Raw genomic sequence first — 24,764 nt, 5'->3', positions numbered from 1 at the left:
GGGCTGCCGTAGAGTCCGTAGGACCCTGTTAATGGCGAGCAAGAAAATGCCCCTGGCAAATACGAAGGCCTAGGCTAGAACGCTATTTCAAATAATTAAATAAACTTTGCGTTCTTGTTTTTGTGGGTTTGTAGGATGTTTCTTAGTTGGTGTTTATTAATTGTTATTACTGGGTAAAAGAATCCGGCCGGACACAACTAGATTCGTTTTTTCGAACCCCGGCCTGCATCAGTCTTGCCCTGGATCAACGCCACCACGCCCGTTCCGGCGGATGCTGAAAACCTACCGTCAGCTTGAGAGGATCCGGCCATGAGCAGCACGTTCTTCATCCCCGCCGTGAACATCATGGGCATCGACTGCCTGGACGAGGCGATGACCGCGATCGCCGGCTATGGCCTGCGCAAGGCATTGATCGTCACCGATGCCGGGCTGGCCAAGGCCGGCGTCGCCGAGCGCATCGCCGGGATGCTGGCCATGCGCGACATCGATTCGCGGGTGTTCGACGGCGCCAAACCCAACCCGAGCATCGCCAACGTCGAGGCGGGCCTGGCGATGCTGCGTCGCGAGGGCTGCGACTGCGTGGTCTCGTTGGGGGGCGGCTCGCCCCATGACTGCGCCAAGGGCATCGCCCTGTGCGCCACCAACGGTGGGCATATCAGCGATTACGAAGGTGTGGATCGCTCGGCCAAGCCGCAGCTGCCGCTGATCGCGATCAATACCACGGCGGGCACCGCCAGCGAGATGACCCGCTTCTGCATCATCACCGACGAGGCGCGCCATGTGAAAATGGCCATCGTCGATCGCAACGTCACGCCGATCCTGTCGGTCAACGACCCCGCGCTGATGGTCGGCATGCCCAAGGGCCTCACTGCCGCCACCGGCATGGACGCGCTGACCCATGCCATCGAGGCCTATGTCTCCACCGCCGCCACGCCGATCACCGACGCCTGCGCGCTCAAGGCCGTCAGCCTGATCAGCGACAACCTGCGCCAGGCCGTCGCCGACGGCGGCGACCTGGTGGCGCGGGAGAACATGGCCTATGCCCAGTTCCTGGCGGGCATGGCGTTCAACAATGCCTCGCTGGGTTACGTGCACGCCATGGCGCACCAGCTGGGCGGCTTCTACGACCTGCCCCATGGTGTGTGCAACGCGGTGCTGCTGCCCCATGTGCAACGCTTCAACGCCAAGGTCAGCGCCGCGCGCCTGCGCGATGTGGCCAAGGCCATGGGGGTGAAGGTCTGCGGGCTGGACGCGGAGCAGGGCGCCGGGGCGGCGATCTCGGCCATCGAGCACCTGGCGGCGGCCATCGGCATTCCGGCCGGGCTGGCGGAGCTGGGGGCCAAGGTCGAGGATGTGCCGGTGCTGGCGGCCAATGCCTTGAAGGATGCCTGCGGGTTGACCAATCCGCGGGTGGCCAGCCAGGTGGAGATCGAGGCGATCTTCAAGGCGGCGTTCTAGCCCGGCGTCATCGCGGGGCAAGCCCATTGACCCTGTGGGAGCGGGTTTATCGGACCGCCGCATATGGCACCGGCTGCGCCGGTGTTCGCGGGTGAACCCGCTCCCACAGGGATAACAGTTCCCTGCACGACAGCGCAGCCCCAAAGGGCTGGGCGATCTCTCATGGAACAAACCGTAACTCATTGATTTAGCATGGACCTGTGGGAGCGGGTTCACCCGCGAACACCGGCGAAGCCGGTGCCAGGCACCGCGGAATCTGCTTCGCGGGCAAGCCCGCTCCCACAGGGATCACAGTTCACTGCACGACAGCGCAGCCCCAAAGGGCTGGGCGATCTTCTACCAGAACCACGAAATTTGGCCCTGGGGGGCTTGCTCAGCGTTCGCGCATGAAGAACCCGGCCACGTACTTGCGGAAGGTCTCCAGGCTCTTGAAGTCGGCGTAGCGCTTGAAGTTCTCGGCATCCGGTTCCGGCCCGATCGGCTGCTCCAGCAACGACACCGACAGCACCCGGTCCTGGTCCGAGGTCAGCACCAGCTCGTCCATCACCTGGCCGCCGATCACCGGGCGGCGCATCAATACCTTGACGCCCTTGCTCGCCATCCAGTCGATCAGCGACACCAGCGCCTTGAGCGGTTCGCGCTCTTCGTCGCGGTACACCGGGAACAGGTGCCCACGTGACAGCACCGGTACGCTGGCGACATGGATCAGTTCGTAGAAATGGCTGCCGGCGGTGGCCGGCGAGTACAGCGCCAGGGCCAGCAAGGGGCCTGAGGCGCGGTTGCCGCCCCAGTAGTGGTGGTGGCCCTGGAAGTCGAAGCCGTCCTCGCTGCGGTTGTTGAACAGCTTGCGGCCCTTGACCTGGTCGACGCAGTCGAGCAGCAGGCCATGGCGGCGATGGTTGCCGAACACCGTGGCCTCGCGCAGGCGCGCCTTGAGCATCATCATGTGCTTCATGTCCAGGCGTGTTTCCAGGTAGTTGCTGGCCGGCACCCGTTCCAGCAGCGGGTAGCGGCCGGCGACGCCGCGCAGCTCGGCGAACTGGGCGGTGAGGTCCTTCTTCAGGTGGGTGGCGTAGACATTCAGACCGCTGGCCTCGATCCAGGTCAGCAGCAGCGACAACAGGCGCTGCTGCTCGCGGCGCTCGCCGGGGTCGCGTGGTCCGGCGGCCGTTTCCCCGTCAATGGCACGGCGGTAGTCGCCGAGCAGCCGCAACGGCGCATCCGGCGCCAGCCAGGCCGCGGGAGGCGTGTTGTCCTCGGCGCTTGCGCCGGTCTCGCGTTCATCCTTGCTGAACGGGCAGCCCGGGGTGTGTTCCGGGGTGTCGGGGTTGTTGCGCAGGAACAGGGTGCCGGTGTTGCCGTTCAGCGACACGTTGAGCACCGGCAGGGCATCCTGGCGGCAATCGCAGGCCAACCACTGGTTGGCGCTGCGCACTTTCATCAGCCACTGGTTGGCTTGCAGCAGGCGGGGGCCGGCCAGGGTGCCGGTGGCGAAGCTGGCCAACAGTTCCTCTTCGGCCAGGGTCAGGCTGCGCACCTGCGCGCCGGATTTTTCGATGATACGCATTGAGAGGCAGCTCCAAGCTACAAGCCTCAAGCTTCAAGCAAAGCGCAGCGGCTTTCAACTTGAAGCTTGCGGCTTGAAGCTTGCCGCTCAGTTGGCGCCGAACATTTTCGCGGCGCGGGCGCGGATTTCCTCGGGGGTGAGGTCTTCCTTGTGGGTGGAGACGAACCACATGTTGTTGAACGGATCCTTCAAGGTGCCGCTGCGGTCGCCGTAGAACTGGTCCTTCACCTCGCTCAACTGCTGGGCGCCAGCGGCGATCGCCTGTGCGAAGACCTTGTCGCAATCCTCGACGTACAGGTGCAGGCCGACGGCTGGATGTTCGATGGTCTGGCTCGGCTTGAGGGTGTTCGGCATGTCGCAGGGGTCGCCGAGCATCAGCGAGGAATCGCCGATTTTCAGTTCGGCATGGCCGACGCGGCCTTGGGGGTCTTCAAGGCGGAACATCTCGACCGCGCCGAAGGCCTTCTTGTAGAACTCGATGGCTTTGGCGGCGTCCTTGATGCCGAGGTAAGGGGTGATGCTGCGCTGGCCTTCGGGGATAGGTTTGACTGCCATTTTCGTAAACTCCTTTCACGTGGGTTGTTGTTTGCAACAGCCTGGTGATTAGAGTCGTCTAGGCGGATGGAAAATCGACAGTCGCGTTATATCGATTGTCGATTAAAAACCCGGTTTTGGGACTGATGCGGTCAGGGTAGGAGCGGCCTTGTGTCGCGAAAGGGCTGCGTAGCAGCCCCGGCGATTGATGCTTTTACGCTGAAAACCTGGGGCCGCTGCGCGCCCCTTTCGCGACACAAGGCCGCTCCTACAGGGGGAGTGTGTGGTGATCAGAAGATGTAATCGGTCGTCAGGAAACTCGACTGCCGGTTACGGATGATCTCGCTGATCAGCTCCTTGTTCGCCTCCTGGAACTTGGTCGCCACCAAAGTACGGATGGAGAACACCCGCAATGCATCATGCACCGACAAGGTCCCCTCGGCGCTGTTCTTGCGGCCGTTGAACGGGTAGGTGTCCGGCCCGCGCTGGCACTGGGCGTTGAGGTTGATCCGGCCGACCTGGTTGGCGAAGGTGTCGACCAGCGCGCCGACGGTCTCGGGGTCGTTGCCGAACAGGCTCAGCTGCTGGCCGTAGTCGGAGTCGAGCACGTAGTCGATCACCGTCTGCAGGTCGCGGTAGGGCACCACCGGCACCAGTGGGCCGAACTGTTCCTCGTGGTAGACACGCATGTCCTGGCTGACCGGATAGAGCAGGGCGGGGTAGAAGAACGAACCGCGGCTGTGCCCACCGCCTTCGTTGAGTACCCGCGCACCCTTGGCGGTGGCGTCGGCCACCAGGCCGTCGAGGTAGTCGACCTTGCCCGGCTCCGGTAGCGGCGTCAGCGCCACGCCCGGCTCCCAGGGCATGCCCGGCTTGAGCGCGGCGAGCTTGCGCTGGAACTTGTCGAGGAACGCATCGACCACGTCTTCGTGCACGAACAGGATCTTCAACGCCGTGCAACGCTGGCCGTTGAACGACAGGGCGCCGGTAACGGCCTCTTCGACGGCGTTGTCCAGGTCGACCTGGGGCAGGACGATGCCGGGGTTCTTGGCATCCAGGCCCAGGGCCGCGCGCAGGCGGTGCGGACGCGGGTGGAGTTTCTTCAGGTCGCTGGCGGCCTTGTGGGTGCCGATGAAGGCGAACACATCGACCTTGCCGCTGGCCATCAGCGCGCTGACGGTCTCGCGGCCACGCCCGTAGATGACGTTGATCACCCCCGGCGGGAAGCTGTCGCGGAAGGCCTCGAGCAGCGGGCGGATCAGCAGCACGCCGAACTTGGCCGGCTTGAATACCACGGTGTTGCCCATGATCAGCGCCGGGATGAGCGTGGTGAAGGTTTCGTTGAGCGGGTAGTTGTACGGGCCCATGCACAGCGCCACGCCCAACGGCGCCCGGCGGATCTGGCCGAGGGTGCCCTGTTCGAGCTCGAAGCGGCTGGAGCGGCGGTCGAGGTCCTTGAGCGCGTCGATGGTGTCGACGATGTAGTCGCAGGTGCGGTCGAACTCTTTTTCCGAGTCCTTGAGGTTCTTGCCGATCTCCCACATCAGCAGCTTGACCACCGCCGTGCGCTGCTCGCGCATGCGCGCCAGGAAAGCCTCGACATGCTGGATGCGCTCGGCCACGCGCATGTTCGGCCAGGCACCGCGGCCCTTGTCGTAGGCGGCCACGGCCGCGTCGAGGGCGGTGAGCGCGGTGTCGGCGTCCAGCAGCGGCGCGCTGCCGAGGATCACCTGGCGTTCGCTGTCGCCTTCCTTGAGCCACACCGGGCTGCGCACGGTGGCCAGCGGCCCGTCCCAGCGGCGCAGCTCGCCGCCGACCAGGTAGTCGCGTTGCTCCAGCGGCGCACCCAGGCGCCAGGCTTCGGGGATGTCCTCGGGGGCGGGAAACAGCGAATCGAGCAGACGGTCCATGGGTACTGCACCTCTCAAATCCGGATGGTGAAACGCTTCAGCCTGCGAGCATGCGCCGACCGGCTGAAAATTGCCAGCCTGGCGCAGCCGCACGCGGTCATTCCTCGAAGGGCGGCGGGAACACCTCGGCGTCCATCAGCCGCATCGCTCCGATCGACAGGCCATAGTCCATGGCCCGAGGGTCGGCGAACGTGCGCAGGCGCTGCCACAGTTGCGGCTGAGTGTAGTCCGGCAGGTCCTGCAGCCCGCGCAGATCGCGGCGATACTGCAGCGGCAAGGTGTTCCAGATGCTCCAGTCGTCGACACCGGTGTCCTCCAGCATCTCTTCGTACTCGGCGTCGGCCACCAGCAGGTCGACGCCATTGCGCTCGTAGTAGGCCTGGATCTGCTGGCTGACGCGCTCGCTGAGTTCGGCGCTCTCCAGCCACAGGGCCTGGCCCGCCACCCGCGACAGGTGCAGGTCGTCCGGCAAATGGGTGAAGCGGTTATCGCGCAGATCGAAAACGATGGGGCGCCAGTCGTCATCGTTGCGGAGGCCGGCTGGCCAGTCCGCCAGTTCGCAGGTGTTGAGGTTGAGCATGTCCAGCGCGGCCAGGCGGCTCAGGTCCGGGCTGCGGGCCAGCGGGTTGTGCGACAGGTCGAGCAGGCGAAGGTTGTCGAGGCGATCCAGGACAATCTGGTTGGCGTCGCTCCAGAGGATGCTGTTGCCTTGCATATCCAGCCATTCCAGTGAGCGCGGCACCGCGACCGCTGGTATTTGCTCGAAGCCGCAGTTCATCAGGTGCAGGCGTTGCAAGTCGGGAAAGCGTTCGAGGAACTCCGCGGGCAGCTCGCTCAGGGCGGGGTTGGCGCCCAGGTCGATGCGCTGGATATGGGTGAAGCGATCAGGTAACGCCAGCGAGGCCAGGTCCTGGTTGGTCAGGTTCAAGTCGGTCAGGCTGATCAGGTGGATGACCCGGCCTTCTTCCTCTGAGTACTCCGAGATCCGTTGCCAGTTGCTTACCAGCCGGCGTGCGGCGGCCTGGCGCAGCGGGTTGTTGCCTGCCCAGGCACGCATCTGGTCGCGGAACGCCAGCAGTTGCCGTTCCAGTTCGGCGAGCTGCTGTGCCGGATCCAGGCCGGCCTCGAACCATTGGGTCAGTTGCTCGTTGACCTGGTAATCGGCTGTTTCGGGGTAGAGCGCGCGGTAGCGGCGAAAGAACGCGCCGACGTCGATGCGCTGTGCGGGTGGTGCAGGCTCGTCCATACCGCCGCGTAACTGACCATGGTTGCCCCAACCCGACGTCGAGTCGTTCAGTAGACGTCCGGCCATGGCTCGCTCCGACAGGGCCAGCGCGTGGATCTTGCGGCGCAGTTCATCGATGTTGGTGGCCGTCAGGCCAAGGGCCGCACGGTCGCCGGAGGAGAGGGCCTGCACGATGGCACGGCAGAGGTCGTGGTCCTGTTGCAAGGGGACCGGTCGTTCTCCGAGGTAGGCTTCGTAGCCCTCGGCTGACTTGAGCACGGTACAGACACGGCTGGCGTCCTGGGTGCCGGCGACAAGCAGCAGCGGGCCTTGGGGTGACGCGGTCCGCAGTTCCAGGCGCAGTTGCTCTGGCCAGCCAGGCAGCTGCGGCATCGCGTTGATGATCAGGCGCTCGCTCAGCAGGCTGGCTTGCTCGGGGAGATACAGCCCCTTCAGGGCGTTCTTCAAAACGCTCTCGTCACGCTGATCGACGCGTCGCAGGCGCTGGCTGCCGTCTTCGAGGGTGACGGGTTCGAGGCTCTCCATCAACGGGCTGCTGGCGAAGCGTGACGCGGCCTTGCCGGCCAGATGCAGCCCGCCGATCAGCGCCAGGTTAAGGCCCACCGACTTGAGGTGGGCCATGGCCTGCGCGCGGTCACCGACCTGCCAGGATTCATAACCTTCGTAGGCTTCATCCAACAGTTGGTAGGCAATCACCGCGGTCATGACCGTGCCCAAGGCGGGGACGAACAGGCCGGCGATCATCAGCATGTCGAGGCCGGCGCTGGCCCAGAGGGCCTTGCGCGCCTTGAGCGCCTGTTCGTCGGCCTGCGCGGTAGGCACGGCCAGTTGTCGGGCTTCGTATTTCAGGCGTGCAAAGTGGTCGTCGTGGAGGAAGTCGTACAGGTCTACGGCGATGGGCAGGGTACGCAAGCGCAGGTCGCCACCGGCATTCTGGCGCAGGCGGCTGGTGAACTGGTCCTGTTGCTCGCTTGGCACATAAGCCATGAAACCCTGGCGAAATGGCTCCTGTTGCAAGTCGCTGCGCAACTGGTCATGCAGGGTTTCGAGGTTGTCGAAGGCACGTAGGTGGTCTGTCTGTTCCGGCAGGTACAGCACGATGCCCGGAGTGCCGGTGTCGATCAGGACGGCCTCGTGCAGGGTGATGCCGAACAGGCTCAGTTGGCTACTGGGCAATGCTTTGCCATTTTCCAGCAAGGTCTGCAGCGCATCCCATCCCGCACCACTGAGGCGGTTGCGGACTCGGGCGAGGTCAGCCGCCAGACGCAGGCTGTCCTGGTACACGCGCAGCGCCGCCGGGCGCACGCCGGACGCGGCGAAGGCGGTATCGAGGTGATCCTGGTAAGCCTGGCCGAGGTCCAGCTCGCGGCAGGTTCTGGCGAACGCTTCGGGTGTCAGCGCCAGGGGCTTGATCTGGATCTGCTCCGAAGGCAGGTCGATATCGACTTCGGTCTCGCTGTCGCCCAGGGTCGTCTTGCCGGTGACCACGGTCTGGCTGACCTGCCAGTCGCTGTCCAGGGCGAGGGCGCTGTCGCGGCTGAAGGTCACGGCGTCGCTGAAGTTGTGCAGGGCGGCTTCGAGCAGGCTGCGGTGTTCGTGGTGGGTGAGGTAGACCTGGAAGCTGTAGAGGTGCTTCACCCAGACCAGCGACGTGCTGCGCAACGGCGCGCTGAATCCGTGTTGCGTGCGCAAGCGCTCGGTGAGCAGGGGCTCGGCGAATTCGTTGATGTTCTTCAAGCCGCGCAGGTGCCGTGCCAGCGCACGTTGCGCCTGCATCAGGCGTGTCTGGCTGGTCTGGACCGCCTCGCGCAGGTGTGGCGCGGCATTGGCGAACCAGGCCGCCTCGGCGCCGGGCAGGCCCTGCGCCGGCAGGATGGCGTCGCTCAGTTGCTGCCAGTGTTCGGCTCTCGCCTCCCTTGTCCAGGCGGGCAGTCGGCGTTGCAGAAGGGCATGGTGTGAGTGGGGGATATTCGCTGTCATCTGTGGCTCCTTGCAAAGCGCACATCAGAGCAGCTGCATCGGAGCTGTCGGTGGTACATGCTTGTACTGGTAAAACAGGCCTCAACATTGGCCGCGCAGCGCCGATAACTGCGTAATTGCCTGCCATCGCTTGCCTATGATCACTTCCCAGCCCCCACAAGACCCCACGCCAGCCCCAGCCGGGACCTTGCGCCAATCGCTCAATCGCCTGCTGCCGGTCGGTCTCGCCCTGGTGGGTATCGGCCTGTCAGTGGTCCTGGGGCACCTGGATGCGCAGCGCGAGCGCAGTGAGCAACTTGGCAACCTTGCGGCCCGCCTGGCAGGGATGCGCGGCGCCCTGGAAGCCCAGTTGGGTGCGGCATTTGGCGAGGCCGAAGGCATCGCCCAGTTGATCAGCGCCGACGGTGGCATCAGTCCGGCGCACTTTCACGGCATGGCCCGCGATGCCTTGCAGTCGGTCCCCTACATGCGTCATATCGCACTGGCGCCGGGGGATGTGATCGGCGATGTCTACCCGATGGCGGGCAATGAGCGGCTGGTCGGGCTGGACTATCGCCAGCTGCCAGACCAGTTCCCGCTGGTGCGCTCGGCCCGCGACCAGGCCCAGCCGGTGCTGGCCGGTCCCCTGCAGCTGTACCAGGGTGGCCGGGCGCTGATCTACCGGCGCCCGGTGTTCGTCACTGGCAAGCGCGGCGTGCGCTTCTACTGGGGCAATGTGTCGATCGTCGCCGACATCGACCGCTTGCTGCTGACGGCGGGATTGCGCCCGGATACCGAGTTCGAGGTCGCCGTGCGCGGCGGCGACGGCAAGGGCGCCGAGGGTGCGTTGATCTGGGGCGATCCGAAGCTGTTCGACACGTCGCAGGTGAAGATGACCGTGGAAGTGCCGGGCGGTGTCTGGCAACTGGTGGCGGCGCCACGGGGTGGCTGGTCGGGGCTGGACCTGTTCGGCTCGCCGCTGTTCCTGTTCGCCTTGAGCTGCACGGGGCTGTTCAGCCTGTTCGTCGCCCAGCTCAACCGCAAGCAGCGCCTGCTCGAGCAGCGCAACCGCGAGCTGCAGCGCTACCAGGCCCAGCTCGAACGCCTGGCCCATTACGACACCATCACCGGGCTGCCCAACCGGATCCTGTTCCAGCAGCAGCTGGGCGCGGCGATCCTGCAGGGGCATGGCCTGGCGGTGCTGATGCTTGATATCGACGGTTTCAAGCAAGTCAACGACAGCCTCGGGCATCCGATGGGCGATCTGTTGCTGCAACAGGCGACCGCGCGCTTCTTGCAGGAACTGGACAGCCAGGACCGTCTGTGCCGCCTGGGCGGTGACGAATTCGTGTTCATGTTGCAAGGCGCCCAGGGCCAGGTGAACCACCAGGTCCGTGCCTTGTTGCGCTGTCTGCAGCGGCCATTCGACCTCAATGGCAACGCCGCCCTGGTCACCGGCAGTATCGGCCTGGCCTGGTGCCCGCAGCACGGCGAGGACGCCGACAGCCTGCTGCGCCACGCTGACACCGCCATGTATGCGGCCAAGGAAGCCGGGCGCGATGCCTGGCGGCCCTACCACCCGGACATGACCGAGCGTCTGCAGCAGCGCCTGGAGCTGGAGCGCAACCTGCGCCGGGCGCTTGAACACAACGAATTCGAGCTGTGGTACCAGCCCAAGGTCGATCTGTTCAGCGGGCAGCTGGAAGGCGTCGAGGCCCTGCTGCGCTGGCGTGACCCCGAACATGGCCTGGTCTCGCCGGGGGAGTTCATTCCCCTGGCCGAGCGCACCGGGCTGATCATCCCGCTGGGCGAGCGGGTGCTGGAGCTGGCTTGCGCGCAACTGGCCGAGTGGCGCGCCGGCGATGGCCTGCCCGGACCGCTGGCGATCAACGTCGCGGCCCTGCAGATCGAGCGCAGCGACTACGTCACCAGCCTGGCCTCGGCACTGGAGCGCCATGGCCTGCCGGCCAACCTGCTGGAAGTGGAGATCACCGAGAGTCTGCTGATGGAAAGCCAGCAGCAGGCTTGCGCGGTGTTGGCGCAGCTACAGGCCATGGGCGTGGCCACGGCGGTGGACGACTTCGGCACCGGCTATTCGTCGCTGGCCTACCTGCGCGCGTTGCCGATCGATCACCTGAAGATCGACCGCGCCTTCATCAAGGACCTGCCCGGGGACGACGATGCGGTAGCCATCGCCAGGGCGATCATCGACCTGGGCCATGCCTTGGGTTTTCGCATCACCGCCGAAGGCATCGAAACCCAGGAACAGTACGATTTCCTGCGCCATGCCGGCTGCGACCAGGGCCAGGGCTTCCTGCTCGGACGACCGATGCCGGCCGAGGCTTTGCGCCGCTGGCTGGACGACAACCATGAACGGCGGCATCGGCCGCCGGGGCGTTAGTGGCAGGGGGGCGAGTGCCCGTCGATACAGGTTTGGCGCCTATCAGATCGAGCGCCGCCCGCGCGGCGCATCGCGGGACAAGTCGCATCGGCGCACCGCCGCTCCCACATTTGTTGCAACGTGCCAAACCTGTCAGGCCATGGTTGCCCGCCTTGGTGCATGTCTTGAGTCATGTGGAGCACCGGTAGCGACCATGCTGAAACCGCGTCGTACCAACGAGGCGGACCAGGTAATGGCACAGGATGAATTGGCCCGAAACAGATGTGGGAGCAACTGTCTTGCTCAATTTTTAGAATCTGGCGCGATCCCTGTGGGAGCGGGTTTATCGGACCGCCGCACCGCCGCGAAGCAGGCGACGCGGTGCCTGGCACCGGCTGCGCCGGTGTTCGCGGCTGAAGCCGCTCCCACAGCGACCGCGCGGCCCTCAAGCCACGCGCTATGCCTGTGGGAGCGGGCTTGTCCCGCGATGCGCCGCGCGGGCGGCGCTCGATCTCATAGGCAATGCACCTCTAACGTCGAACACCCGGCGGCCATCAACTCATCTCCTCCTGCATACCCAAGCTCGCATACCCCACCCGCGGCACCTGCCCCAGGCGCTGCTCGACCAGCGCCAGCAGCGATTCGCCGCTGGCCAGGTAGGCGTCGCCGAAATCATGCCCACCCAGCGCGCTGGGATGGGCCACCAGCTCCAGCACGCCATGCTCGGGGGCCAGGCCGGCCTTGAGGTCGGCCGGGGTGCAGACGAAGTCGGCGGTGCTCCCGGCGAGCTGGCGCAGGCGCCAGTTGAGCAGGGTCTTGAACGCACGCTTGGCCGGCCCGATGTTGTGCCCCAGATTGCGCGCCAGGCGCACCGGCACGCCCTGGTCGCGGGCGAAGCGGGCGACGACGGTGCCCACCGGCCAGATGTTGTGCACGTGCTGGTGCGAATCCAGGTGGCTGGGCATCAGGCCGTGGTCCAGGCAGTGTTTCCATTGGGCTTCGAGCTCCGCTTCCACTGCGGCCCGCTCGCGGCGCGACAGGCGCAGGGTGCGTTGCTTCAGGCGCAGGTCGAACTCGCCGTGGGGCGTGCAGAAGCGCGGCTCGTCCAGGATCGCCTGGCTCAGCGGGCGGCCGTAGGTGAGGTTGAAGTGCAGCCCGATGCGTCCCTTGAGCGCCGGTTGCTGGGCCAGCGCGCAGGCGGTGGCGAAGGCCGGCATGTTGGCCATGGCCGTGGCCGAGCTGATCAGCCCGGCCTGGAAGGCGTGCAGGATGACCGCGTTGGTGTGGGCGCTGAGGCCGAAATCGTCAGCGTTGACTATGACCTGGGATGGCATCCGGGCGCTCCTGTGGCGGGGTGGGGGCGACAACATCGGCTTCGTTGCGCGGCGAGCGCCTGCGCAGGCGTGGTTTGAGCCAGTGCCAGCAGCGCTGCGCCAGGCCCAGCAGCACGCCGTCGGGGCGCCAGCTGTAGCTGCTCAGGCGCCACTGTTCGAGCTGGCCGGTCATGCGTTCGTGCAGTTGGTGGCTGGAATTGTCCAGGCTGACCCGCGAGGCGTCGATCCATTTCCAGTCGGCGTCCAGGCCCCAGTGGATCCACTCCTCCAGTAGTACGCGGCCGCTGCCCAGGTCGCGGTGTTCGGGCACAAAGGCGAGGTTGTAGTCGTAGACCCGGCCGCGCTCCACCAGGCCCAGGCGGTAGCTGATGCAGCGCCCGTCCAGCTCCAGCAGCACCAGGCACACCAGGCCTTCGCCGGCCAGCGCGATGAAGGCCTGCTCCATCCACTGGCGGCGCAGGGGGCCGGAGAAGATGCCGACCTCGTCGTCGCCTTTCCAGCTCACGGCCTCGACGGCGCTGATGGCGTCGAGCAGTTCACCCATGTTCTCGGCCGTGGCCATGACGCGGCGCACGCTGGCGCCGCAGGCGTTGATTCGTTTGCGCGCGCGGCGCAGCTTGTAGCGCGGATCGCCGCTGACCTCCTGGCGATCCTGTTCGTTGATGCGGTGCACCGGCACGCGGCAGGTCAGGCGCTGCTGCCAGGTGGAACTGGCGCCGGCCCACTGGCGCAACCAGCCTTCGTGCTCGGCGTTGTCCGGCACCTCGTTCAGTTGCAGCAGGGCATGGGGCAGGTGTTTGCGGATGGCCTGCAGGACCTGGTCGGCGTACAGCGCCGGCAGGTCGATGAGCAGCGCGATGCGGTCGCTCAGCGGATAGCCCAGGTGGCGCACCACCGGCGCGAACAGTGGGCCGAAGGGCTCCCGGGCGCGGACCAGGGGCAGGCACAGGCACAGGCGTTCGTCCTGGTAGCCGAGCAGCACACCGAGCCGTTGGCCGGGCAGCAGGGCGGCCTCGGCGGCGCGCAGCCAGCCGAGGTGGTTGAACGGCGTGCTGCCGGGCAGGCGCCGGCGCAGCGCCTCGTAGTCGGCGGCGGGGAAGTCGTCGCTGCGCAGCGAGGCGCACCATCTGAGCTGCAGGGCCATGGCTTCAGCCCGCCGTGGCCGAGGAGGCCGGGGCCTCCGGTTTGCGCAGTGGCTCCAGGCGCGAGGTGGTGTAGCGACTCTCGCGGTAGAACCTCCAGCGGCCGAACAGGCAGTACACGTTCATGATCCGTCCTTGCTCCTGATAGCCCATGCGCAGGTGCAGCTTGAGCGCCGGGATGTTGTGCTGCTCGCACACGTCCACCACCTTGGTGCAGCCCTGGGCGGCCATGGCCTTCCACAGCGCCAGTTGCAGGTCCACCGACAATTCGGTGCCCCAGTACTTGCGGATCAACTCGCCACCGAACTCGAAGAACTCGCCCGGTCCGACCGGGAACCAGCAGCCGTAGTAGTGGCGGTCGTGATAGTGGCGGCTGCTGCCCCAGATGAAGGCCACGGCGTCGTTGTCGTCGTCGAGGAACATCAGCCCGGTGTGGCCTTCGGCGGCCAGCTCGCGCATGGTCTCGACCCGGTCGCCGAAGTGGCGGGCGAAGGCCTGCACGTTGTGCACGGTGATGCCCTCGACGCGCAGGCTGCCGTAAGGCTTGAGCCGGTGCGGCGGCACCGGGCTGACCAGGTCGCGCTCCATCCACAGCAGCTCCCAATGATAGAAGACGTAGTGCCGCAAGGCGCTACCGAGGGTGTCACGCAGTCCCTTGCGCTTGATGCGATCCTGGATCTTGGCAAATGCAGTCATGGTGCCTCCTGGGCATGGCTGATCGAGGTGCGTCTCATGACGCGCTCCAGGTCAGGGCGAATACGGTCTGCCCTGGCAGTTGAAAACGGACCTGGCCATCGGCGCAGCTGAAGCTGGCGCGGCGGCTCTGGTTGTCGGGGCCGAACAGTTCGAGCTGGCCGGCCGGGCAGTCGCCCAGGACCAGCGCCACCTGTTGCAGGCGCTCGGCCTTGTTCACCCCCAGCAGGCTACGTTGGTGCTGGCGGGCCATGGCCAGGGCGTCGACCTCGAAGGCGTCGTTGTCCAGGGTCAGTACCTGGTCCAGCCAGTGGCGCTGGATGAACTGCTGGGCCAGGCCCACCGGCTTGAGCTCGTAGCGCTGGTCGCCGGCATCGCGCAGCATGCCCTTGGGCCATTCTGGCTCGTCGGCGACATGGAACCAGTTGAGCATGTCGAGCAGGCCGTCGCCGGCGGCGTTGATCACCACCGAGGTCCACCACAGCCCGGCGTAATGGGTGTTCTGCTCGTAGGGGCTGAGGCTTGAGCCGCTGGACAGGTTGGTCTGGTCCAGTAGCAACGCCTTGCGCGGCCGGCCCTGGTTGTCCAGGCCCACCAGCTCGGCGGCCTGGCGCACGCTGTCGCGGTAGCTGCGGGTGGCGAGCAGGTCGCGGACCATCCATTCGTGCCAGGCCAGGGCGTCGATCTGCGCACCCTGTTCGGCGAGCAGGCGCCGCGCCCAGTCGATGCCGCGGCGTTGCTTGCCGTCGTCGGTGAAGGGCCCGCCGAGCAGGCGCGAGGAGGCCGGCATGGCAATGCGCACACCGGCCTCGCGGGCGCCCGGATACTCGCGCACGCGCTTGGCCATGGCCTGGAAGAAGTCACGATAGCTGGCGTAGTCGCGGTAGTTGAGATTGGGCTCGTCAGCGAAGGCCAGGTAGTGGATGCCTTTGCCGCCCAGGGCCTTGGTCGCTTCGAGCCAGGCGCCGAGCCCATCGCTGCTGGTGCGGTCGCTGCGCAGGTCGGCGACCCGGGCGCTGCCGGCCAGCAGGGTGATGTCCTGGAGGATGCCGAAGCGTTCCTGGTAGAGCTTGCGCCAGGCATTCTCGAAGTCGGGTTGGCGTTGCAGCACGTCGACGAAGCTGTAGAAACCGGCGGCCTGGGGGCGCAGGGCGTCGAGGGCGGCAAAGCTCGAGGCCGGCGGCAGCACATAGGGCAGGGCCACCCCTAGCCTCGGCGTGGGGCCGAGTAGCTTGGTGCCGAGGGTCAGGCGTACCTGGCCCTGCTGTTGGGGCAGGTCACCGAGGTCGTCGGCGCGCTGGGCGAACAGGTTGGCGCTGCCGTCGAGCCAGAACGCCGCCTTGCCGCTGCCTTGCAGGCCCAGGCGCCAGGTCTCGTCGCGGCCGCTGACGGGCAGTGCTAGCTGGTCGAAGCGCCAGTAGGCGCGGTAGGGCTTGAGTGGCAACTGCACGCGCCGGCCATCGCTGAGACGTTCGGCGAACAGCCCGTGGACGCCGCCGTGGTGCTTGCCGGCCAACACCGCCCGTTCGCCGGCCTTGACCCGAAAGTACAGCTCGACACCCGGCCCGACCTCGGCGCTGAAGTGCACTTTGGCCGGTGCGAACAGCGCACGGGTACTGGCATCGTGCTGGATGCGGTAGTCGCGGAAGCTGTAGCCGGGCACTTCCAGGCGATAGGTACCGCCACCGGCTGCCAGGGGCCAGCGCTGCTCGCCGCGCACCTGCGCGGCCTCGATGCGCCGTTCGCCGGTCAGGCGGCCCTGGCCGTCCAGCAGGTACAGGCGCTCCGGGTTGGCGTCGGCCTGCCAGGCCGGGCGCCACTGGATGCGCAGCTCGTCGGCGCGGGCCGGGAGCAGGTACAGGCTGCCATCGCGGATCTCGCCCCATTGCACGGGCGCGGCGAGCGCCGACTGTGCCAGCAGCGCGGTGCACAGCAGCAGGGCTCTCATGCCGCCCTCCGTTGCAGCATCTGGCGCAGCGGCGCCAGGTCGGCGGGCAGGATGATCAGGGTCTGGCCCAGCGGCACGCCGCTGAGGCGGCAATACAGCACCAGCATGGCCACGGTGACCGCCAGGTAGGCGATGGACGAGGCCGCCGCGGCGCCGACGATGCCCCAGGTCGGGATCAGCAATACGTTGAGCACCAGGTTCAGCGCGGCGCCCGCGCCCATCAGCAGCGACACCGTGCCGGGGCGGTTCTTGCCCAGCAGGTCCAGGCGCAGGATGCTGGCGTAGCACAGGCCGAGCAGGCCCGGCAGCAAGGCCAGCAGCGCCGGATAGGCCGGCGCGTAGTCGGCGCCGAACAGGGTGACGATCAGCCACTGGCCGATCAGCGCCATGCTCAGGCAGGCGCCGAGCATCACCGTGGCGGTCAGGCGCAGGGCCAGGGGCGTCAGGCGTTCCATACCGGCGTCCTGTTGCAGCAGGCGTTTCATCAGCGGCGTGGTCACCGCCTCGGGGACGATCAGCAGCAGTTCGGCGGCGGCGCTGGCCATGGCGTAGTGGCCCAGGGCGGTGCTGCCGAGCATGGCGCCGATGAACAGGTAGTCCGAGCGCAGGATCACCTGCTGGAACAATAGGTCAGGGTGACTCTTGGCGCTGTAGCTCAGCAGTTCGCGCTGGCCGCCGCGATCCCAGCGCAGGGCCAGCGGGTGCTGGCGGCGCAGCCACCACAGGCCCAGCACCAGCACCAGGGCGATGCCGCACAGCCAGCTGATCAGCGCGGCCTCCAGGGCCTCGTCGCGCCACATCCAGAACAGCCCGAGGAACAGCAGCAGCGGCGCCAGCGACTCGGTCAGGCGCAGGGCGTTGAAGGCACCGACGCCGCCGCTGGCGTTGTGCAGGGTCAGCAGGCCGCTCTTGAGCACGGTCATCGGCACCGCCAGCAACAACAGCCAGGCCAGCAGGCCCAGCTGCACGGTAATTTCCAGGTCGCTGCCGAACTCGCGCACCAGCAACACGCAGACCAGCGTCAGCAGCCCGGCCAGCAGGCAGCCGTAGACCAGCACCTGGGTCAGCAGCAGGCCCATGTCGCGCTGCTTGGCCGCCTGGTAGCCGACCGCGCTGTTCAGGCCGCCGCTGGTGGCGGCGCTGAGCAGGTCGGGCAGGGTGCTGAGCAGGGCGAACAGGCCGCGCTCGCTGGGCCCGAGGATGCGCGCCAGCAGCACGTTGCGCAGCAGGCGCAGGGCGATCATCGCAAGCTTGGTGCCCATGCTCAGCGCCAGGTGGCGCAGGTAGCTGTTGCGGTTCATCAGCGTTCTCCGCGGCTGATGCGCCAGGCCAGCAACGAAGGCCGGCTGGCATTGCGCTGGCTGACGCCGATGCGCGGCAGCGCCAGCGGGTCGTCCTGGCCCTGGCAGATGCCCGGGCGGGTGCTCAGGGCGTAGGGGTAGCGGTGCGCGGCGACACGGGCGCGCACGCGCTCGTCGTGATCGCCGTTGGGGTAGCAGTACACCGGCAGCGGTTCGCGGCAGCCTTCGTTGAGCGCGGCGTGGCTGCGTTGCAGCTCTTCGTTGAGGCGGTGGTCATCCAGGTACGGCAGCAGGGCATGGCTGGCGCCATGGGGGCCGAAGCGCACCAGGCCGGAATCCTCCAGGGCGCGCACCTGCTGCCAGTCCATGGCCTGGGGCAGCGACTCCGGCGGGCAGGCGTCGGTCAGCACATGCAGGGCCTGGGGGCTGAGGCTCTTGAGGGTCTGCAGGTAGCGCGCCAGCACCAGGCTGCGGGCCTTGCTGTGGTCGTGCATGAAGTAGGCCGCAGGCAGTGGCCGGCCAAGCTTGCGCAGGCGCTCGATCAGTTGCCGACGGGCCTCCTCGCCATGGCTGCCCCACAGGGTTTCACCGACGCTTTCCCACCAGAAACGCTGGCGGCTGCCGATGAAGTCGGTGGACAGGAAGATGCTCGCCGGCACCTGGTGGCGCTGCAGCAGCGGGAAGGCGTTGACGGCGTTGTCGCGCCAGCCGTCGTCGAAGGTCAGGGCCACCTTGGGGCGGGTGTCGCCGCGGGGCTCCTCGTGACTCTTGAGCAGGTCCATGAGGCTGACGCAGTCGAAATGCCGGGGCAGCCAGCGCAGCAGCCCTTCGAAGGCCCGGGGGCCGACGCACAGCTCGTTGCGATGGGGCAGGGCGGCGCTGGCGTCGTCGGCCAGCACCCGGTGCAGCATGAGGATCACCCCGGCGCCGCGCAGTTCGGCGCGCCCGCGCGGCGACTTGAAATAGAACCAGCCACTGGCCTGCTTGATATGGGTCTTGATCGGCATGTCCGTCGCTCATCGATTCTGGTCGGGGTTCCATTGGCTGTAGCTGTGCCCGCGCAGGAACTGCCACAGGCCCACGCTCATGCCGGCGAGGGTGACCAGCACGAAGGCGGCCAAGCGGAACGGGCGCGGCAGGCGGCGGCGGGCGTCGAGCAGGCCGGCGATGGCGGCGGCGTAGCCGAGCAGCTGCAGGGCCAGGGTCAGGCGGTAGAATCCGGGTTCGATGGCCAGCCACAGGTTGGCCAGCAGCAGTGGCAGCAGCAGCACCGGGGCCAGGCGGCGGATCAGCTTGTGGCTGATCAGGGCGATGGCGTACAGGCCGTGGCGCGCCGGGTTGAGCAGTTCGCGGCGGGCGGCCAGGCTCAACAGGCCGCCGACGGTAACCCGCTGGCGCCGGCGGAACTGCTTGTCGGCCTCGTCCACGCCCTGGTCCAGCACCACCGCCTCGGGCACGTAGACGATACGCAGCCCTGCAGCCGGGGCGCAGGTGCTGATGAAGAAGTCGTCGTTGACCTGCTTGGGAATCGGTTGGTACAGCGCCCGGCGCAGGGCCAGCAGGGCGCCGTCGGCCGAGACCATGCAGCCGGTGCGGTTCTCCACCTTGCGCACCCAGGCTTCGTAGTGCCGGTACAGGCTGTCGCCGATGCTCAGGCCCTTGCCCGGGTCGGGGATGATCATGTGCCCGGCGGTGCCGCCGACCTGGGCGTCGGCGAACGGCGCCAGCAGCAGCCCGAGGGTGTCGGCCGACCACTGGTTGTCGGCGTCGGTGAACACCAGCAGGTCGCCCGTGCACACCTGCACGGCACTGTTCAGCGCCCCGGCCTTGCCCAGGCGCGGCAGGTCCAGTACCTGCACCCGCGGGTCACCCAGGGCGCGGGCCAGCGCCACGGTGCGGTCGCTGGAACCGTCGCTGGCCACCACTACCTGCAGCTCGGCGGCAGGATAGCCCTGGCCGAGCACGCTGGTAAGCTTGGCTTCGATATGCCGCTCTTCGTTGTGCGCGGCGATCACCACGCTCACCCGCTGCGCCGGCAACGGCGAATGCGTGCGCCGGGTAAAGAACGGCGCGGCCAGGGTCAGCAGCAGGGGATAGCCGACCCAGGCGTACAACGGCAGCAGCAGGCATAGCCAGAAGATGAACTCAGCCACGGGCGGGCCTCCTTGCGGTGCGGTTGAACAGGCTGAGGATGAACGCCGCGCCGGCCAGGTGCAGGCGCAGCCAGTGCAGGCCCCAGAGTTGCAGGGTGAGCAGCGGGTCACGGTGCCGGCGGCTCTGGCGCAGGCTCAGGAACAGCGCGGGCAGGGCGCTGACCAGCAGGAAGAACAGGGCCACATGGGGGAAACCGTCGAGCAGGGCCGACAGCGCCATGGCGTCCAGCACCCACGCCCCCACTGATAGTAGCGGGAAGCGCAGCAGGCGCAGGCTCACGCCATGGCTGCGCAGCAGCTGCAGGTGGCTGCCCTGGCGCCACATCTCCTTGCCCAGCCATTCGCGCCAGTTGGCCTCATAGCCCCAGTGCAGCACTGCGGGCTGGCGCAGCACGCGCAGACGGGCGCCGGACTCGTGCAGGCGCAGGGTGAAGTCCTTGTCCTCGCCGGTACGCAGGCGCTCGTCGAATCCGCCGACCTGTTCGAACCAGCTGCGGCGCATCAGCAGGTTGGGGCTGGGCAGCCAGGTGCAGTCCTGAACCGTCTGCCCGGTGCGCAGGGTGCGCCGTTGCCAGGCCTGGGCGAACCACGGGGCGTGGCGTGGGGTGTCGCAGTCGAGGGCGAAGACATCGCCTTCGCCGCGGCGCTGCAGGTCCAGCAGCAGGTCCAGCCAGTGCTCGGGCACCTCGATGTCGGCGTCGAGGAAGGCCAGCCATTCGCCGTGGCTGGCGGCCACGCCGGCGTTGCGCAGGGCGCCGATGGCCACCCCGGGCAGGGTCAGCATCTGGGCGCCGTGCTCGCGGGCGATCCGCGGGCCGTCGTCGCTGGAGCCGTTGTCGACCACGATCAGCTCGCAGGCCAGGCCCGCCGCGCTGGCCGAGCGCCGGGCGGCGTCCAGGGTGCGGCCGATATGGCGGGCCTCGTTGAACATCGGGATGACGATGCTCACCCGGCTCATCGGGCCACCTCCACTGGCTGTTGTTCACGGGCCTGGCCCAGCAGCACGCTGGACAGCGCCAGCATCAGCCACAGGTACTTGTGGCTGGGGGCGCTGAGGAACATCAGGAACAGGCCGATGGCCAGCATGCTCATGGTCAGGTGGGTCATCAGGTCGGCGCGGTCCGCATCGCCGGCCGCGCGGAAGGCGGCGCGGGCCTGCCAGAAGTTGCGCAGGGCCAGGGCGATCATGCCGACGAACAGCAGGCCCGCCGGCAGGCCGACCTCGCTGAACAGCTCCAGATAGGTGTTGTGGGCGCGGCGGTAAAGGTCGGTGGTCTTGCTGTTGACCGGGGCGAAGGCCTTGGAGAATCCGGTGTCGGCATAGTGCAGCGGGAAGGTGCCGGGCCCGGTGCCGAGCAGCGGGCTGTGGCTGATCATTTCTTTGCCCACCACCAGGTAGGAGGCGCGGCGGCCCAGCGATTCGTCCTGGTGCGCGTTGACCCCGGACTTGAGCAGCATCAGCGACTGGATGCGCTCGGCGTAGCCCGCCGGCATCAGGGCCACGCCCAGGGGCAGGACAATGGCCAGGCCGAGCATGGCGAAGCCCAGGTGGCGCGGGCGGATACGGGTCAGTTGTTCGCGGTAGTTGTACAGCACGATGCCCAGGCTGATCAGCAGCACCACCAGCCCCGAGCGCGATTCGGTCTTGGTCATGCCGACCAGCAGCAACAGGCAGCTGCCGGCCCAGAACAGCTTGACCGGGATCTGCCGGGCCTTGATCGCCAGCCACAGCCCCAGCGGCATGGCGATGGTGATCAGCAGGGCGAAGGCGTTGGGGTCGAGCATGGCCGAGGCGCGGCCCTGTTCCTGGTACTTGGTGGAGAAGATCGCGAACAGGCAGGTGACACACACGCTGACGGTGATCAGTCGGGCCAGCATCGGCAGGTTGAGGTCGCGGCCGACCAGCAGGGTGATGACGAACACCACCAGGCCCACCAGCAACTCGCGCAGGTGACCGCCCGACAGCGCCAGGTCGTCGCTGGCCCACAGGCTCAGCAGGTACAGGGCCATGAACGGCAGCAGCAGGCGCCATTGGTTGCTGCGCAGGCGCTCGCCGGGCAACTGGCGCACTGCCAGCTGCAGGCTGAGGATCAGCACCAGGCCGATGCCCACCAGCTTGGCGCCGGACACCAGGCCGTCCTTGAGCAATCCCTCCAACGGCACCAGGGTGGCGATCGCCAGCAGGCCCCAGGCTGGCTTGCGGTACAGCACTAGTACGCCGGCCAGGCCGATCACGCCGCCGGGGGCCAGGAATGGGTAGGGGCTGGCCAGCAGCCCCAGGCTCAGCAAGGCCACCAGGGCCACCAGCGACAGGGGAATGATCATGCGACAACCTCCTCGGCCGTGCCCCGGTACACCAGGGCCCAGCGGTGTGCCAGGGTCGGCAGGTGGTAGCGTTCGCGTTGCGTGCGGCGGGCGCCGGCGACCAGCTCGGCGGCCTGCGCGGGATCCACGAGCAGGGCCTCGAGGTGTTCGCCCAGTTCAGCGCTGGCCAGCGGGGCGGCCAACAGACCGTTGCGCCCATGTTCGATGACGTCGGGAATACCGCCGACACCGAAGGCCACTACTGGCACGCCGTCCTGCATGGCCTCGAGCAAGATCATCGGCGTGCCTTCGGTGCGCGAGCTGATGACCAGGGCGTCCAGGCGCTTCATCCAGCCGCGCATGTCGCGCTGGAAGCCCGGCAGGGTGATGCGCGCGGTGAGACCGGCGGCGTCGATGCGGGCCTGCAGGGTGTCGCGCTCGGGGCCTTCGCCGAGCATCACGGCGTGGACCTGTGGGTGGCGCTGGCACACCGGGATCAGGGTGTCGAGGAACAGGTCGGGGCCTTTTTCGCTGGACAGGCGGCCGACGTAGGCGGCGAGCCAGGGGGCCTTGTCATGATCGCAATCCCTGTAGGAGCGGCCTTGTGCCGCGATCGGCCGCGAAGCGGCCGCCGCTGCGGGGTAATCCGATGTGCCTGACTTATCGGCGTGGGTGGCCTTGGGGCCGCGTTGCGGCCCATCGCGGCGCAAGGCCGCTCCTACATGATCTTCATCAGCCGTGCAGGCCTCGGGCAGGCCGTTGGGAATCACCCGCAACTTGGCCTCGGGAACGCCGGCATCGCGGTGGATGCGGGCGATGCTCTCGGCCACGCACACCACCGTGTCCACCGTCGGCGTGCGGCACAGTTGCAGGCTCAGCCAGGTGTAGAAGCGCTGCTTGCGGCTGCGCGGGGTGAAGCCATGCTGGGTGCTGACCATCGGCAGGCGCCACAGGGTGGCGCCGATCCAGCCGAACAGCTGGCCCTTGAAGTTGTGGCTGTTGACCAATGGACGTTGGCCGCGCTGCGCGCCGAGTACCTTGAGCACCGCCCCCAGCCCCCGGCAGGTGTCGCATTCGACCCCCGCCTCGCGAAAGCGCGCCACCAGCTCCGCCGGGGCATCGAGAAACAGCACCCGATGCTGGCCGGGGGTCGCCTGGCAGTGGTCCAGGAGCATGCGCTCGGCGCCGTAGAACCCGCCACTGCCTAGCAGGTGGAGGATCGGCCGGCCGGCGTGCAGCGCGGCGTTCAATTGCGCACCCAGTGCCACAGGCGTGGCAGCGACCAGCTCTTGTGCGGGTTGGGCAGCGCCGGGGCCTGGTCGTTGATCACCAGCAGCACCGGCAGGCCCAGCTCGTGGCTGATCTGCGCCGGATGCTTGAAGCGATGGTCGAAGAACTCCCTGACGTAGACCACGGCGATCGCCAGCAGCAGGCCGGTGACCAGGCCGAACGGAATGATCAGGCCAGGTTTCGGGAAGCTCGCCGCAGTGGGCTCGTAGGGGGCGCTGAGGATCCGCGCGTTGGACTGGCTGCCGTCGAGCAGGCCCTGGCCGCGGCTTTCCTCGTAACGCTGGGCGTAGGTGGAGAAGGCCTTGTGCAGGGCATCGATCTCGGTGTCCAGCTGGCGGGTCTTGCTCTGGGTCTCGCGCAGCTGGAGGATGCGCTTGCTGTAGTCGGCGATGCGCTGGGTCTTCTGCTCGATCACCTGCTGGGTCACGGCCAGGTCCTGCTGGCGCTCGCGGATGCGGTTCTCGACGATCTTGAGGAACTGCGCGCGCAACTGGGCGATTTGCTGGCGGGCCATGACCATCTGGTCGGAGCCTGGCTGGAACACCGTGGCGTCGCCGTTGTAGCGGGCCAGCTGGGTGGTCAGCTGTTCGCCGAGCTGCTTGATCTCGCGGTCCTCGAAGGCGACGTTGTCGACCGTGGTGGTGAAGGTGTAGGGGAACGCGTAGTCGGCCATCCTCGCCTTGCTGGCCGCGGCCAGGCTGCTCTGCAGGTAGTCGAGCCACTTCTGGTTCTGCAACTGGCGGTCACGTTGCAGGTTGAGCGCCTGCTCCTCGGTGTTGATGGCGTTCAGCCGGAAGGTGATCTCTTCCTTGGGGTCCGACGAGCCGATGGCGGTCAGCAGGCCCAGGCGCTGGCTTTCCAGGTCGCCCAGGCGGGCCTGGTAGTGCAGCTTCTTCTGCTCGTAGAACGCTTCGGGCAGCTCGTTGGACTGCAGGTCCTGGCGGTTGGCCAGGAAGTTCTCCAGCAGGCGACTGACGAACAGCGTGCCCAGCTTCGGATCGTCGGCGCTGTAGGTGATGGAGATCACGTTGGAGCCGGGCAGGGTCTCGACCTTGAGGTCCTTGACCGCCTGGTCGGTAAGGGTGTCGAGCTGGGTGTCGCGGTCATCGGCCACGCTGTTGCCGAACAGCCGGTGCAGCGGGTCGAATACCGCGTGGCGCACCGGGTCGAGCACGGTACGGCGCAGCAGGCCGGGCTCGTCCGGATAGTGGCCTTCCTTGCGCAGCTCGCCGATGGTCTGACGGATCAGGGTCGGCGAGCGCAGGATGTTGCTCTCGGTCTCCATGTCGGCCAGCGACGGCGGGATGAACTGGTCGGCCTGCTGGCTGAGCGCCGAGGTGGTGTCGCTCTGCGAGAGCTTCTTGGACTGCACGATGACTTCGGCGGTGATGTCGAAGCTCTGCTTGAGCACCAGCGGTAAAATTACCGCGATCACCGCGAACACCAGGAACACCCGTTTCACCAGCTGGCGGTTGGCGAAGAAGATGCGGAAGAACTCATGTACATAGTTTTCTTTGGGTTGCGTGGTCATGGTTCGTCCCCCGG

General features: G+C 67.3%; 17 protein-coding genes. 2 read left to right on the top strand and 15 right to left on the bottom strand.

Annotated features, from left to right (window positions below; all coding sequences use genetic code 11):
- Nucleotides 1–309 precede the first annotated feature (309 nt).
- A complete protein-coding gene (gene yiaY, locus AC0MAZ_RS17175) occupies nt 310–1,458 on the top strand; it encodes an L-threonine dehydrogenase (protein WP_096047947.1) in 1,149 nt (382 codons plus the stop codon).
- 373 nt (nt 1,459–1,831) lie between these two features.
- On the opposite strand, the gene AC0MAZ_RS17170 is transcribed toward yiaY, so the two are convergent.
- The 4 genes from AC0MAZ_RS17170 to AC0MAZ_RS17155 form a co-directional block, all read right to left on the bottom strand.
- Nucleotides 1,832–3,025 carry a hypothetical protein gene (locus tag AC0MAZ_RS17170; RefSeq protein ID WP_475858676.1) on the bottom strand — a complete coding sequence of 398 codons (1,194 nt, stop codon included), beginning with the start codon at nt 3,023–3,025 and terminating at the stop codon, nt 1,832–1,834.
- An 87-nt stretch (nt 3,026–3,112) separates the two neighbouring features.
- Entirely contained in the window at nt 3,113–3,580 is a 468-nt protein-coding gene (locus tag AC0MAZ_RS17165) for a VOC family protein (RefSeq protein WP_475858675.1), read from the bottom strand.
- A 269-nt stretch (nt 3,581–3,849) separates the two neighbouring features.
- The gene (locus AC0MAZ_RS17160) at nt 3,850–5,469 is read right to left on the bottom strand and encodes an NADP-dependent glyceraldehyde-3-phosphate dehydrogenase (RefSeq protein ID WP_203646299.1); all 1,620 of its coding nucleotides are present in this window, start codon (nt 5,467–5,469) and stop codon (nt 3,850–3,852) included.
- A 97-nt stretch (nt 5,470–5,566) separates the two neighbouring features.
- Nucleotides 5,567–8,695 (bottom strand): dermonecrotic toxin domain-containing protein, encoded by a 3,129-nt coding sequence (locus AC0MAZ_RS17155; RefSeq protein ID WP_475858674.1) that lies wholly within the window; start codon nt 8,693–8,695, stop codon nt 5,567–5,569.
- A 136-nt stretch (nt 8,696–8,831) separates the two neighbouring features.
- Here AC0MAZ_RS17155 and AC0MAZ_RS17150 point away from each other — a divergent pair, with 136 nt between their 5' ends.
- Nucleotides 8,832–11,075: a putative bifunctional diguanylate cyclase/phosphodiesterase gene (locus AC0MAZ_RS17150; RefSeq protein WP_475858673.1), complete on the top strand. Its 2,244-nt coding sequence runs from the start codon at nt 8,832–8,834 to the stop codon at nt 11,073–11,075.
- Between the two features lie 533 nt (nt 11,076–11,608).
- Here the strand turns inward: AC0MAZ_RS17150 and AC0MAZ_RS17145 are convergent.
- The 11 genes from AC0MAZ_RS17145 to AC0MAZ_RS17095 are packed head-to-tail and all read right to left on the bottom strand — an operon-like array spanning nt 11,609 to nt 24,750.
- Nucleotides 11,609–12,388 carry a ChbG/HpnK family deacetylase gene (locus tag AC0MAZ_RS17145; RefSeq protein WP_232856940.1) on the bottom strand — a complete coding sequence of 260 codons (780 nt, stop codon included), beginning with the start codon at nt 12,386–12,388 and terminating at the stop codon, nt 11,609–11,611.
- Entirely contained in the window at nt 12,360–13,532 is a 1,173-nt protein-coding gene (locus AC0MAZ_RS17140; RefSeq protein WP_254464890.1) for a GNAT family N-acetyltransferase, read from the bottom strand. The genes AC0MAZ_RS17145 and AC0MAZ_RS17140 overlap by 29 nt, the downstream gene beginning before the upstream one ends.
- A gap of 4 nt (nt 13,533–13,536) precedes the next feature.
- Nucleotides 13,537–14,226 (bottom strand): GNAT family N-acetyltransferase, encoded by a 690-nt coding sequence (locus AC0MAZ_RS17135; RefSeq protein ID WP_203646308.1) that lies wholly within the window; start codon nt 14,224–14,226, stop codon nt 13,537–13,539.
- A gap of 34 nt (nt 14,227–14,260) precedes the next feature.
- Nucleotides 14,261–16,171, bottom strand: a complete 1,911-nt coding sequence (locus tag AC0MAZ_RS17130; protein ID WP_232856942.1) for a hypothetical protein — start codon at nt 16,169–16,171, stop codon at nt 14,261–14,263.
- Nucleotides 16,168–17,472, bottom strand: coding sequence for a lipopolysaccharide biosynthesis protein (locus AC0MAZ_RS17125; RefSeq protein ID WP_475858672.1), 1,305 nt, complete (start codon nt 17,470–17,472; stop codon nt 16,168–16,170). Before AC0MAZ_RS17125 ends, AC0MAZ_RS17130 begins: the two co-directional genes overlap by 4 nt.
- A complete protein-coding gene (locus tag AC0MAZ_RS17120; protein ID WP_198742899.1) occupies nt 17,472–18,479 on the bottom strand; it encodes a polysaccharide deacetylase family protein in 1,008 nt (335 codons plus the stop codon). Before AC0MAZ_RS17120 ends, AC0MAZ_RS17125 begins: the two co-directional genes overlap by 1 nt.
- 9 nt (nt 18,480–18,488) lie before the next feature.
- On the bottom strand, nt 18,489–19,625 hold the full coding sequence (locus AC0MAZ_RS17115; RefSeq protein WP_475858671.1) for a glycosyltransferase: 1,137 nt from the start codon (nt 19,623–19,625) through the stop codon (nt 18,489–18,491).
- The gene (locus AC0MAZ_RS17110) at nt 19,618–20,583 is read right to left on the bottom strand and encodes a glycosyltransferase family 2 protein (protein ID WP_475858670.1); all 966 of its coding nucleotides are present in this window, start codon (nt 20,581–20,583) and stop codon (nt 19,618–19,620) included. Before AC0MAZ_RS17110 ends, AC0MAZ_RS17115 begins: the two co-directional genes overlap by 8 nt.
- Nucleotides 20,580–21,950, bottom strand: a complete 1,371-nt coding sequence (locus AC0MAZ_RS17105) for an O-antigen ligase family protein (RefSeq protein WP_475858669.1) — start codon at nt 21,948–21,950, stop codon at nt 20,580–20,582. The genes AC0MAZ_RS17110 and AC0MAZ_RS17105 overlap by 4 nt, the downstream gene beginning before the upstream one ends.
- The gene (locus AC0MAZ_RS17100) at nt 21,947–23,179 is read right to left on the bottom strand and encodes a glycosyltransferase family 4 protein (RefSeq protein WP_232856947.1); all 1,233 of its coding nucleotides are present in this window, start codon (nt 23,177–23,179) and stop codon (nt 21,947–21,949) included. The genes AC0MAZ_RS17105 and AC0MAZ_RS17100 overlap by 4 nt, the downstream gene beginning before the upstream one ends.
- Nucleotides 23,176–24,750, bottom strand: a complete 1,575-nt coding sequence (locus AC0MAZ_RS17095) for a GumC family protein (protein ID WP_203646318.1) — start codon at nt 24,748–24,750, stop codon at nt 23,176–23,178. The genes AC0MAZ_RS17100 and AC0MAZ_RS17095 overlap by 4 nt, the downstream gene beginning before the upstream one ends.
- Nucleotides 24,751–24,764 lie beyond the last annotated feature (14 nt).

It is taken from the genome of Pseudomonas sp. A, from assembly GCF_056270345.1.
This window is presented reverse-complemented; position numbering and strand designations above follow the sequence as displayed.